At 73.7% G+C, this 12203-nt stretch carries 11 protein-coding genes; 2 read left to right on the top strand and 9 right to left on the bottom strand.

From position 1 onward, the window contains the following. Positions 1-12 precede the first annotated feature (12 nt). The gene (locus tag C3486_RS08965; protein WP_103832060.1) at positions 13-324 is read left to right on the top strand and encodes a hypothetical protein; all 312 of its coding nucleotides are present in this window, start codon (positions 13-15) and stop codon (positions 322-324) included. Between the two features lie 12 nt (positions 325-336). Here C3486_RS08965 and C3486_RS08960 read toward each other — a convergent pair whose 3' ends face one another. The 3 genes from C3486_RS08960 to C3486_RS08950 form a co-directional block, all read right to left on the bottom strand. After that, positions 337-1044 carry a LuxR C-terminal-related transcriptional regulator gene (locus C3486_RS08960; protein ID WP_103832059.1) on the bottom strand — a complete coding sequence of 236 codons (708 nt, stop codon included), beginning with the start codon at positions 1042-1044 and terminating at the stop codon, positions 337-339. A gap of 325 nt (positions 1045-1369) precedes the next feature. After that, positions 1370-3262, bottom strand: a complete 1893-nt coding sequence (locus C3486_RS08955) for a PQQ-binding-like beta-propeller repeat protein (RefSeq protein ID WP_103832058.1) — start codon at positions 3260-3262, stop codon at positions 1370-1372. Positions 3263-3533: 271 nt separating this feature from the next. Continuing rightward, on the bottom strand, positions 3534-5330 hold the full coding sequence (locus C3486_RS08950) for an ABC-F family ATP-binding cassette domain-containing protein (protein WP_103832057.1): 1797 nt from the start codon (positions 5328-5330) through the stop codon (positions 3534-3536). A gap of 214 nt (positions 5331-5544) precedes the next feature. Between C3486_RS08950 and C3486_RS08945 the strand changes: the two genes are divergently transcribed. Then, complete coding sequence (locus C3486_RS08945) at positions 5545-6276, top strand: alpha/beta hydrolase (RefSeq protein ID WP_103832056.1); 732 nt, start codon at positions 5545-5547, stop codon at positions 6274-6276. A gap of 62 nt (positions 6277-6338) precedes the next feature. On the opposite strand, the gene C3486_RS08940 is transcribed toward C3486_RS08945, so the two are convergent. The 6 genes from C3486_RS08940 to rsmI form a co-directional block, all read right to left on the bottom strand. Beyond that, positions 6339-7265: a 4-(cytidine 5'-diphospho)-2-C-methyl-D-erythritol kinase gene (locus C3486_RS08940; RefSeq protein ID WP_103832055.1), complete on the bottom strand. Its 927-nt coding sequence runs from the start codon at positions 7263-7265 to the stop codon at positions 6339-6341. After that, the gene (gene rsmA, locus C3486_RS08935) at positions 7262-8143 is read right to left on the bottom strand and encodes a 16S rRNA (adenine(1518)-N(6)/adenine(1519)-N(6))-dimethyltransferase RsmA (RefSeq protein ID WP_103832054.1); all 882 of its coding nucleotides are present in this window, start codon (positions 8141-8143) and stop codon (positions 7262-7264) included. The genes C3486_RS08940 and rsmA overlap by 4 nt, the downstream gene beginning before the upstream one ends. Beyond that, a complete protein-coding gene (locus C3486_RS08930) occupies positions 8140-9672 on the bottom strand; it encodes a resuscitation-promoting factor (protein WP_103832053.1) in 1533 nt (510 codons plus the stop codon). The genes rsmA and C3486_RS08930 overlap by 4 nt, the downstream gene beginning before the upstream one ends. 102 nt (positions 9673-9774) lie before the next feature. Next, the gene (locus C3486_RS08925) at positions 9775-10644 is read right to left on the bottom strand and encodes a TatD family hydrolase (protein WP_103832052.1); all 870 of its coding nucleotides are present in this window, start codon (positions 10642-10644) and stop codon (positions 9775-9777) included. Positions 10645-10711: 67 nt separating this feature from the next. Next, a complete protein-coding gene (locus C3486_RS08920) occupies positions 10712-11152 on the bottom strand; it encodes a hypothetical protein (protein WP_103832051.1) in 441 nt (146 codons plus the stop codon). 169 nt (positions 11153-11321) lie between these two features. Next, positions 11322-12191: a 16S rRNA (cytidine(1402)-2'-O)-methyltransferase gene (gene rsmI / locus C3486_RS08915; RefSeq protein ID WP_103832050.1), complete on the bottom strand. Its 870-nt coding sequence runs from the start codon at positions 12189-12191 to the stop codon at positions 11322-11324. Positions 12192-12203: the final 12 nt, after the last annotated feature.

The following is a 12203-nucleotide window of genomic DNA, read 5'->3' as shown; positions in this document are numbered from 1 at the left end:
GGAGCACAGACCATGAGTGACTACCAGAACGAGGTCGAGGAGCTGGAGCGCAGGTCCGCGACGGCGGCCCGGCTCTTCGACGTGCGCCGCATCATCGGCGGACTGTTCGTCGTCTACGGCGTGATCGTCACGATCGCCGGCTTCACCGCGTCCGACGCGGACCTGAAGAAGGCCCAGGACATCAACATCAACCTCTGGACCGGCCTCGGCATGCTGGTCCTCGGCCTGCTCTTCCTGCTGTGGATGAAGCTGCGCCCCGCCGAGGCACCGGCCCCCGAGGAGACCGGCGCCCCGTCCGACGGCACCGACGGCACCAAGGACTGACGCACCGCGCGGTCACTGCGGCGGGGCCTGCTGGGGCCCCGCCGCGTTCGCGTTGCTGACCGCGGCCCGGTCCAGCAGCCCCGTACGGGCCGCCAGCGCCGCCGCCTCCAGCCGCGATCCGACCCCCAGCTTCATCAGCACCCGCTGCACGTGCGTACGTGCCGTGCTCGGCGCGATGCCCATGCCGGCCGCGATCAGCCGGGTGTCCTCGCCCTCGGCGACCCGGACCAGGACCTCCACCTCGCGCGGGGTCAGCATCTGCAGCAGCCGGGCGCCCTCGTCGTCGGGCTGCGCCGCTGGATGCAGCAGCTCCTCGAAGGACTGCTGGAGCAGCGCCGGCGCGATCGCCGCCTCCCCCGCCCTCGCCTTCATCATCGCGCGTTCCACGCCCTCGATCCGCTCGTCGTGGCGGACGTAGCCGGAAGCGCCGGCCGCGAAGGCGGCGGCGATGCCGCGCGGGTTGGGCACCGGGCCGAGCACCACGACGGCCACCTGGGGCCGCTCCTTCTTGATCCGTACCACCGGGTCGAAGACCCCCGGCTCGGCGGGCGCGGCCGTCCCCAGGAGGCACACCTCCGGCGCTCTGCTCACCACCAGATCCGCCGCCCCGGCACTCGGCGCGGCCGCCGCGAGCACCCTGTGCCCGCGCAACTTCAGTGCCGAGGCGAGTGCCTCGGCGAGCAGGCGGTGGTCGTCGACCACCATGAGCCGCACGCCCATTCAGCCACCCCCCATTCCCCGGCGATCCCAGCCCCCCGGCCCTTCGCCGGGCCCCTTTGCATCCGGAAGCTACACGCTTGTTCGACATCGTGCGCCCCCTACCGGGCAGAAGCCCGTCGGAATGCTGAAATCCCGGCCATTCTGGGCCACATGCCGCCCGTCGCCGATCATTTCCTTCCGGTGGCTGCCGGTCCCGTGACGGCCACCCGACGGACCGTCCGCCGTCGTGCGCCGGTGCCCCCCGCTACCCCCGGTACGACGGCGGCCCCGCCCTACGGTTCGTAGGACGGGGCCGCCGGACCGGGCCGCTGGGCCTGCGGGTTCCTCAGCTGCCGAACGCCAGGCCCAGGTACTTGTCGTCGTCCAGGCCGTACTTCGTGCCGGACATGATGTCCTGGTTCAGGAACAGCCGGCCGTGCTCGTACACCGCACGGGTCATGCCCGGGCGCAGGCTGCGGGCCGCGTCGGCGGTCTCCTTCGGGAGGTTGAGGAAGACCGTCTTCTTGCCCTGCGCGGCCGGGTCGATGCTGACGACCTGGCCGCCCTTCTCGCTGTAACCGTCCTGGTAGGCGATGAGCTTGTCGCCGGCCATGCGGATCGGCACGATCTCCTGGTCGACCTCCGAGGACGCCTTCCAGGTGGCGGAGCCGGTCTTCAGGTCGAAGGCCACGATCTCGTTCTGCTCGGAGAAGGAGTCGCCGCCGACCGCGTCGTGCGACTTGGACGGCATGTAGAGGTACTTGTCGTCCGCGGTCGCGGTGAAGCACCGCTCCACGCCGCCGCTGATGCCGCAGTTGGGCTTGTACTTGTCGTCCTGCAGCGAGATCTGTGCCTGCTGCTTGCCGGAGTCGTCGATGACGACCATGTCCGTGATACTGGCCTCGCCCGCGGCGATGCCGATGACGACCGGGCCGTTGGTGGAGACCACCTCGGCGCTCTGCACACCCTTGGGCGCGTCGTACGTCCACTTCGGCTTGCCGGTGGCCGGGTCGATCTCCTGGACCTGCGTGGTCTGCGAGCCGTACTCACCGCAGCGCAGGATCGCGACCAGCTTCTTGCCGCCGCCGATACCCCGGTCCAGGCACTGCATCGAGGCGTCGTTGCCGTTGTCGCGCTTGTGCCACAGCTCCTTGCCGGAGATGTCGTACGCGGCCTCGCCGTTGCCCGGCCAGGAGGCGACGACCGCGCCCTGGCTGAAGGTGACGCCCATGCCGAGGCTGGAGGCCTGCGAGCCGCCGGGCATCGTCTTCTGCCAGTCGAACTTGCCGGAATCGATGTCCAGCAGCGCGATCCGGCTGCAGGGCTCCCGCTCGTTCTCGCCCTTGCGCGGACCGGCCTCGAAGACGACGGCGGCCTTGCCCTCCTCGGTGGCGTACTGCGAGGCGCCGCAGATGATGCCGTCCATCGGGAGCTTGTACTTCGGCTTCTTCGCGTCCAGGTCGTAGCCGACGATCTCGGCCTTGCTGACCTTGGCGTACGTCGTGGCCGTCGCCCAGGCGCCGTTGAGGCCCACCACGGACTTCTCCGGGGAGGGCAACGGGACGTTGAAGAGCAGCTTGCCGGTGGAGCTGGCGGGCTTGGTCTCCGGGTTCAGCGCGACCTTGCCGCCCTTGAGCGCGACCGGGCCGTCCGTGCCCTTGCCGCCGGTGCCGCCCTGGCTGGAGCCCTTGCCGTCGGGGCCGGGCTCGTCACCGCCGCTGCTGGCGAACCACACGCCGCCGCCGATGATCAGCGCGACCGCGACCACGGCCGCCACGATGATCATCATGCGGGTGCGCTTCTGGTCGCCGCCGCCCTGCGGGGGCATGCCGGGGCCGGGGTACTGCGTGGTGGGCGCGTAGGCGTTGCCGTACGGGCCGGGGGCGCCGGGCTGGCCGGGCTGACCGGGCTGCTGCGGGTAGCCGTAGCCGGGGCCCTGGGCCGGGTAGCCGTATCCGGGCTGCGCGCCGTACGGACCGGGCGGGGGCGCCTGGGGCGGCTGTCCCGGTGCTTGCGGCGGTGCCTGGGGCGGAGCCTGCGGCGGCTGCCCCGGAGCCTGCGGCGGCTGCGGCGGGGCCTGGGGCGGCTGGGCCGGGGGCTGCGGCGGCTGGTTCGGCGGCTGCGGCGGCTGCTGCTGGCCGGGCTGCTGCGGGTAGCCGTACGACGGGTTCTGGGGTGCGCCGAAACCGCCGGACGGCGGCTGACCGGGCGGTGGTGGCGGCTGCGGCGGCTGCGTCATCGGGAAGATCCCTCTTCACACTGGCTCATGCGCCCGACCGGCCTCCCCCGCGATCCCGGGCGGTACATCCCCCCGGGAAGGAGCGAATCGGACATGAGTCTCAGCAATCAACGGTATGTGAGCGGGGGTTCTTTTTATCACTCGGCACCCACATCACACCGGGCCGGTGCACGCCCTCCACAAGGGCGAGACCGGCCCGGGACACACCTGCGACGCGGCCGTTACGCGGTCTCCGCACGCCGTACGGGGGCCGCGCGGAGGCCGGTCGCGGTCAGGCGTCCTCGGCCAGCTCCAGCCAGCGCATCTCCAGCTCGTCCTTCTCGCCCGTCAGCTCCCGCAACTGCGCGTCCAGTTCGGCGACCTTGGCGAAGTCGGTGGCGTTCTCGGCGATCTGCGCGTGCAGCTTCGCCTCCTTCGTACCGATCTTGTCCAGCTGCCGCTCGATCTTCTGCAGCTCCTTCTGCGTCGCCCGGTCCACGGCGGCGGACTTCTGCTTGGGCGCGGCGGCCGCCGGCGCCGGGGCAGCGGCCTGCGCCATCCGCTCGCGCCGCTCGATGTACTCGTCCACGCCGCGCGGCAGCATCCGCAGCGCCCCATCGCCCAGCAGCGCGAAGACCCGGTCGGTGGTCCGCTCGATGAAGTACCGGTCGTGGCTGATCACGATGAGCGAGCCGGGCCAGCCGTCGAGCAGGTCCTCCAGCTGCGTCAGCGTCTCGATGTCCAGGTCGTTGGTGGGCTCGTCCAGGAAGAGCACGTTCGGCTCGTCCATCAGCAGCCGCAGGATCTGCAGCCGCCGCCGCTCACCGCCGGAGAGGTCGCCGACCGGCGTCCACTGCTTCTCCTTCGTGAAGCCGAACTTCTCGCACAGCTGGCCCGCGGTCATCTCCCGGCCCTTGCCGAGGTCCACCCGCTCGCGCACCCGCTGCACGGCCTCCAGCACCCGCCACGTCGGGTCCAGTTCGGCGACCTCCTGGGAGAGATAGGCCAGCTTCACGGTCTTCCCGACGACGATCTTCCCGGCCTCGGGCTGTGCCTCGCCCTGGGTGCGCGCCGCGTCGGCCAGCGCCCGCAGCAGCGAGGTCTTGCCCGCGCCGTTGACGCCGACCAGGCCGATCCGGTCGCCGGGGCCGAGCTGCCAGGTGAGGTGCTTCAGCAGCACCTTCGGCCCGGCCTGTACGGTCACGTCCTCCAGGTCGAAGACCGTCTTGCCCAGCCGGGAGCTGGCGAACTTCATCAGCTCGGCGTTGTCGCGGGGCGGCGGCACGTCAGCGATCAGCTCGTTGGCGGCCTCGATGCGGAAGCGCGGCTTGCTCGTCCGGGCCGGGGCGCCGCGCCGCAGCCAGGCCAGCTCCTTCCGCATGAGGTTCTGCCGCTTGGCCTCCTCGGAGGCGGCGATGCGCTCCCGCTCGGCGCGCGCGAACACGTAGTCGCTGTAGCCGCCCTCGTACTCGTGCACGTCGCCGCGCTGCACGTCCCACATGCGGGTGCAGACCTGGTCCAGGAACCACCGGTCGTGGGTGACGACGACGAGGGCCGAGCGCCGCTCCCGCAGGTGCCGGGCCAGCCAGGAGATGCCCTCCACGTCCAGGTGGTTGGTGGGCTCGTCGAGGACGATCAGGTCCTGCTCGGCGATCAGCAGCTTCGCGAGCGCGATGCGGCGCCGCTCGCCGCCGGAGAGCGGGCCGATGACGGTGTCCAGGCCCTGCGGGAAGCCCGGCAGGTCCAGGCCGCCGAAGAGGCCGGTCAGCACGTCGCGGATCTTGGCGTTGCCGGCCCACTCGTGGTCGGCGAGGTCGCCGATCACCTCGTGCCGGACGGTCGCCTCGGGGTCGAGCGAGTCGTGCTGGGTGAGCACGCCCAGGCGCAGGTCGCCGGCGTGCGTGACCCGGCCGCCGTCCGCGGGCTCCAGCTTGGCGAGGATGCGGATCAGGGTCGTCTTGCCGTCACCGTTGCGGCCGACGACGCCGATCCGGTCGCCCTCGTTGACGCCGAGGGAGATGCCGTCCAGCAGCGTGCGCAGCGCGTACGCCTTGCTGACGGCTTCCAGATTGACGAGGTTCGCGGCCATCTCACTCCTGCGCTTCGCATCGGTCGGCCTTCCAGCCTAGTCCGGCACGCCGGTCACACCCGCATCACGTCCGCGGTGGTACCGCACGACGGCACCCGACGGTCTGAGCGGCCGTACGCATGTGCCCGCCGCCGGGCGGTCCGCGGCGCACCGGCCGGCGCCGGCTCCTGACCGCCCGGGGGCCGCGGCCTGCGGCCTTGCTAGCGTCGCCGCCATGACAGTCGATCTCGAAGTGGACGTCGAAGCCGGGCTGCCCTACGGGCCGGGCGGCAAACTCCTGGACGTGTACCGGCCGGCCGCAGCGGCCGTGCCGCCCCCGGCCGTCCTGCTCTGGCACGGCATCGGCCCGGACGAGCGGGACGTGCTGGCGCCGCTGGCCCGCGCGGCCGCCGCGCTGGGTGCCGTGGTGTTCGTCCCGGACTGGCGCCCGGACGCCGAGGACCGGGGCCGTGCGCACCTGCTGGAGTCCCTGGCGTACGTCCGGGAGCAGGCGGCCCGGCACGGCGCCGACCCGGAGCGGACGGTGCTGGCCGGCTGGTCGACCGGCGCGACGTCCGCGGTGGGCGCCGTGCTGGACCCGGACGCCGTCGGCGGGTGGCGGCCGTCGGCCGTGGTCGGCATCGCGGGCCGGTTCGACATACCGGACCGGTTCGGCGGGGCCCCCGCGCTGGAGCGGATCGCGGCGGGCGCGGTACCGGCCGCTCCCGTCCTCCTGGCGCACGGCAGCACGGACCCCGTGGTGCCCGCGCAGCACTCCCGCGACCTGGCGGACGCGCTGCGTGCGCGGGAGCTGCCGGTGACGCTCGCCGAGTCCGCCGCCGACCACGCCGGGGTGATCATGACCGCGTACGACCCCGCGCGGAACCGCTGCGTCGGCACCGCCGACGAGGACGTGCTCCGGGCCGGCCGCGGCACCGCCGAGCTCCTCGCCCGCGCGGCGGGCTGACCGGGCCTGCCGGTACCGCCTAGCGGCGGGCCGGACGTCCGCTTCCGGCCCGCCGTACGCGCTCAGCCGATGACCGTGGCGCCCGGTGCCGGGCCGGCCGCGACCCGGGCCGAGCGGCAGGTGCCGGAGGCCAGCAGGGCTTCGGCGACCCGGTCGGCGCCCGCCCGGTCAGCGGCGAGGAAGGCCGTGGTCGGCCCGGAGCCGGAGACCAGGGCGGCCAGCGCGCCGGCCCGGGTGCCCGCCTCCAGGGTCGTGGCGAGCGAGGGGAAGAGCGAGAGGGCCGCCGGCTGCAGGTCGTTGGCGACGGACTTGGCCAGCGCGGCCGTGTCGCCCGTGCGCAGCGCGTCCAGCAGGGCGGGCGACGCCTCGGGCGCCGGTACGCCGGTGCCCTCGGTGAGCCGGTCGAACTCGCGGTAGACCGCGGGCGTGGACAGCCCGCCGTCCGCGGCGGCGAAGACCCAGTGGAAGGTGCCGCCGGTCTCCAGCGGCGTCAGCTGCTCGCCCCGTCCGGTGCCCAGCGCGGCCCCGCCGACCAGGCTGAACGGCACGTCGCTGCCCAGCTCGGCGCAGATCTCCAGCAGCTCTTCGCGGCTCGCGCCGGTCCCCCACAGGGCGTCGCAGGCGAGCAGCGCGCCCGCGCCGTCCGCGCTGCCGCCCGCCATGCCGCCGGCGACCGGGATGTCCTTGGCGATGTGCAGATGGACGCGGGGCTCGATGCCGTGCCGGGCGGCCAGCAGCTCGGCGGCGCGCGCGGCGAGGTTGGTGCGGTCCAGCGGCACCTGGTCCGCGTCCGGCCCCTCGCAGGTGAGCGTCAGGGTGTCGGCGGGGGCCGCGGTGACCTCGTCGTACAGGCCGACCGCGAGGAAGACGTTGGCCAGGTCGTGGAAGCCGTCGGGGCGCGCGGCGCCGACGGCCAGCTGGACGTTGACCTTGGCGGGGACGCGGACGGTGACGGCGGCGGTGTCGGTGGCGGTGCGGGGCGCGGTCACTGGGCTGCGGCTTCCTTGTGCTCGGCGATGCGGGCGAACTCTTCGACGGTCAGGGACTCGCCGCGGGCCTGCGGCGAGACGCCGGCGGCGACCAGCGCGGCCTCGGCCGCGGCGGCCGAACCGGCCCAGCCGGCGAGCGCGGAGCGCAGCGTCTTACGGCGCTGCGCGAAGGCCGCGTCCACGGCGGCGAAGACCTCGTCCCGGCTGGCGGTGGTCTCCAGCGGCTTGTCGCGGCGGACGAGGGAGACCAGTCCGGAGTCGACGTTGGGCGCGGGCCAGAAGACGTTGCGGCCGATGGCGCCGGCCCGCTTGACCTCGGCGTACCAGTTCGCCTTGACCGACGGGACGCCGTAGACCTTGTTGCCGGGGCGGGCCGCGAGCCGGTCGGCGACCTCGGCCTGGACCATGACGAGGGTGCGCTCGATGGTCGGGAACGTGGCCAGCATGTGCAGGAGGACAGGGACCGCGACGTTGTACGGGAGGTTGGCGACGAGCGCGGTGGGCGGCGGGCCCGGCAGCTCGGTGACCTTCATCGCGTCGGAGTGGACCAGCGCGAAGCGGCCGGCGCGCTCCGGCAGCCGGGCCTCGACCGTCGCGGGCAGCGCGGCGGCCAGCAGGTCGTCGATCTCCACGGCGGTGACCCGGTCCGCGGTCTCCAGCAGCGCCAGGGTCAGTGAGCCGAGGCCGGGCCCGACCTCGACGACCACGTCGTCGGGGCGCACTTCCGCCGTCCGCACGATCCGGCGGACGGTGTTGGCGTCGATGACGAAGTTCTGGCCCTTCTGCTTGGTCGGGCGGACGCCCAGCGTCGCGGCCAGTTCGCGGATGTCGGCGGGGCCCAGGAGCGGGCCGGGCTCATCGGTGCTGCTGTTGGTCACTGGTGAAGCTTACGGCCGCACACCGGCCACGGGCTCGCCCCCCGGCTGACGTACAGCTTCTTGGCCCGGTAGGTCTGCTCCTCGGGGGGCGCGTCCTGCGGGGCGCCGGACCCGCCGAGCGAGTGCCAGGTGGCCCGGTCGAACTGGTACAGCCCGCCGTACGTGCCCGTGGGATCGACCGCGTCGGCCCGGCCGCCCGTCTCGCACTGGGCGAGGCCCCGCCAGTTCAGGTGGTCGGCGCCGGCCACGCCGGCGGGCACGGGAGCGGTGCCCACGTGCACCACCTCGGGGCGCGAGACGCGCAGCACCTCCTGGCGCAGCAGCCGCGGCCGCTGCCGTACGCCGTTGACGGTGCGCAGCTGGTAGGTGACCCGGCGCATGCCCGGCCGGCCGGGCTGGACCACCGACTCGGTGCCCTTCATGAGCGTGGGATCGGCGATGCGCCGCGTCTCGTAGGCGATCGGCTCGTCGCGGACCTCGCGGGTGCCGGTGACGCGCAGCACGGAGACGGTCTGGCCCTCGCGCGGGAAGCTGTCCAGCGGTACGGAGGTGGTGTCCTGGCCGCGCAGCGCGATGCCGGCCCGGTCGAGCGCGGCGCGCACGGTGGCGGCGTTGGTGCGGACGGTGCGGGCGTGCCCGTCGGCCATGAAGGTCACCGTGCGCTCGGTGCGGACGGCCAGCTCGATGCCGTGCCGGGCGATGGGCAGCGAGCGCGAGGCGGAGAGGTAGGCGCCCTCGGCCCGCACGCCCAGCTGGCGCAGCGCGCCCTCGACGGTGCGGGCGGTGGTCCACACGGTGCGGCGGTGCCCGTCCAGGGTGAGGACGACGGGCCGCCCGTAGCGCACGGCGACCTCGTCGCCGCTGGCCAGCGCGGCGTCCTCGCCGGGCGCGACGATGTCGTGCGGGCCGACCGGCACGCCCTCGGCCGCGAGCAGGTCGCCGACGTCCCCGGCGAAGGTGTGCAGCAGCCGCGGGTCGCCGTCCACGGTGAGCCGGACCGCCTTGTCGTGTGCGACGAAGGCGGTGGTGCCGCCCGCGAGGAACGCCACGACCAGCGCCTGCGGGACCAGCTTGCGCAGCCCTTCGGGGCGCTCGACGAACCGCTTGCGGCGGGCCGCGCGCCGGGCGGCGGCCCGTCCTCCGGCCCTGCTGTCCTGCCGGCGGCCGGCCGAGCCCGGGCCGGGGTCCGCCGGCTCCGCCTCGTACGCCGGCGGCTCGCTCAGCACCGGCTCCGGCGGCTCGGGGACGCGGGGCTGCGGCGGGTACGGGTCCGGTGCGTACGGCTGCGGGACGTACGCCTGCGGGATGTGCGACTGCGGCGGGTGGGCCTCGTACGCGTCGTGGGCCCCGTAGGCGTCGTAGCCGTCGTACGACCGGGCCGCGCGGGCCGCGGCGTACGTGTCGTACACCTGCGCCTCTTCGAGGGGCCCGTACGGCCCGTACTCCTGGGTCGCGGGCTCCTCCGGCCGGCCGTACGCCTGCGGAGGCGCGTACGCCGGGGCGTATCCGTATCGCTGCGAATGACTCACGACGCTCCACGTGCCCAGGACCGGTTGACGGGCCGGAATGTAGCGGAGAGCCGATCACTCACCAAAGTCGTACGGATACGGTACGTGACCGCGGAAAAGGGGTCAGTAGTCGAAAGCCCGCGCCGTGTTGGCCGCGACGGCCGTGGCCAGCGCGTCCACGTCCATGCCCTTCACCTCGGCCATGGCCCGGAGCGTGACCGGAATGAGGTACGGCGCGTTAGGCCGACCGCGGTACGGCGCGGGCGTGAGGAACGGCGCGTCGGTCTCCACCAGCACCAGCTCCGGCGGGGCGACGGCGAGCGCGTCCCGCAGCGGCTGGGCGTTCTTGAAGGTGACGTTGCCGGCGAAGGACATGAAGTAGCCCGCCTCGGCGCACACCTTCGCCATCTCCGCGTCGCCGGAGTAGCAGTGGAAGACGGTCCGCTCGGGCGCGCCCTCCTCGCGCAGCACCCGCAGCACGTCGTCGTGGGCCTCGCGGTCGTGGATGACCAGCGCCTTGCCGTGCCGCTTGGCGATCTCGATGTGCGCGCGGAAGGACCGCTCCTGCGCGGCCATGCCCTCCGGGCCGGTGCGGAAGTGGTCCAGGCCGGTCTCGCCGACGCCGCGGACGTGCGGCAGCGCGGCGAGCGCGTCGATCTCCGCGAGCGCCTCGTCCAGCGCCGCGTCGCCGCCGGGCTCCCGCGCTCCCTGACGGCTCCAGCCGTCGGGGTCGCCGAGGACGATGCGGGGCGCCTCGTTCGGATGCAGCGCCACCGCTGCGTGCACCGCGTCGTACGCGGCGGCGGTCTCCGCGGCCCAGCGCGAGCCGTTCACGTCGCAGCCCACCTGTACCACCGTCGTCACGCCGACGGACGCGGCCTTGGTCAGTGCCTCCTCGACCGTGCCCGACTGCATGTCCAGGTGGGTGTGCGAGTCCGCCACGGAGACCCCGAGCGGTTCGGGCAGCGGCGGCGGTGCGTCCTTGGAGCTCATGCCGCGATCCTACGAGGGAGGCGGCGCACGCCCTCTGACGGGCGCCCCGCGACGGCCGCCCGCTCGTTCACCTGCGGTGGTGCTGGAAGGGGTGCAGCAGGTCCGACAGGTGCCAGTGGTGGCCGCTGCGGTGCGGCGCGCCGTCGGCCCGGCCGCCGGAGTCGCCGGCGTCGCCGGCCGGGCCGGTCGTCGGCTGCGGCCTGCGCGGTGAGTAGAGCCGCTCGGCGGCGGCCGAGACCATGGAAACCTGACCGGCCCGCATGATGCGGACTATGTGTCCGCCGCACTGGAGGCAGGTGGGCCTGGTCAGTGGTGACGGGACGCGCACGCCGTCGGCGTAGTACACGACGCGGGGCTCACCGGACACGTCCACGTGGTGCTCGATGTCGTAGGACTGCTCCCAGCCGTGCCCGCACTTCATGCAGGCGAAGGAGTAGGCCTCGTGTGCGGCAGGTCCGGTACCGGTCGTGTGCGGAGTCCCGTTCGTGGTTCCCACAGATTCAGTCATCGCAGCTCCTCTTGTCCGCCGGACAAGCTCTCGGGGACGAACGTCCCACCTCCCAGTGGACGCCTTTCCGAGCTGCGATGCAGCAAAGGTTCTCCCTATTGGCCCAGATTTGAGCGGGCCAAGACAAAAGCCCACACCGAGCCGACCTCGGCTTTACCTTTCCGGGTTGTCATTTACTCGTACGAGAATCATTACGCGCCGCGTTCTTTGCCGCCACGACCGCGTCGAAGACGTCCCTCTTGGGTACTCCCGCCTCGGCCGCGACGCCCGCGATGGCCTCCTTGCGCCGCTCGCCGGCCTCCTCACGGACCCGCACCCGGCGCACCAGCTCCTCCGGCCCCAGATCGCCCGGCCCCGGCTCGGGTGCTCCCTCGACAACGATGGTGATCTCGCCGCGCACGCCGTCGGCGGCCCACTCCGCCAGCTCGCCGAGCGGCCCGCGGCGCACCTCTTCGTAGGTCTTGGTCAGCTCGCGGCAGACGGCGCCGCGGCGCTCGGGGCCGAAGACCTCCGCCATGGCGGCGAGCGCGTCGGCCAGCCGGTGCGGCGCCTCGAAGTACACGAGTGTGCGGCGCTCGGCGGCGACCTCCTTCAGCCGGCCGGTCCGCTCCCCCGCCTTCCGCGGCAGGAAGCCCTCGAAGCAGAAGCGGTCCACCGGCAGCCCGGACACCGCGAGCGCGGTGAGCACGGCCGACGGGCCCGGCACGGCCGTCACCTTCACGCCGCGCTCGACGGCCGCCGCCACCAGCCGGTAGCCGGGGTCGGAGACGGAGGGCATGCCCGCGTCGGTGACCAGCAGCACCCGCGCACCGCCTTCGAGCGCCTCGGCCAGCTCCGGGGTGCGCGCCGACTCGTTCCCCTCGAAGTACGAGACCACCCGCCCCGTGGTGTGCACCCCCAGCGCGGTCGTCAGCCGGCGCAGCCGGCGGGTGTCCTCGGCCGCGATCACGTCGGCGGCCTGCAGCTCGGCGGCCAGCCGCGGCGGGGCGTCCTCGGTGTCGCCGATGGGGGTCCCTGCGAGTACGAGCGTTCCAGTCACGGCCCCATCCTT

The sequence above is a fragment of the Streptomyces sp. Ru73 genome (genome assembly GCF_002920575.1).
Classification (GTDB): Bacteria; Actinomycetota; Actinomycetes; order Streptomycetales; family Streptomycetaceae; genus Streptomyces.
The sequence above is the reverse complement of the archived record's forward strand: the minus strand, read 5'-3'. Positions and strand labels throughout refer to the sequence as shown.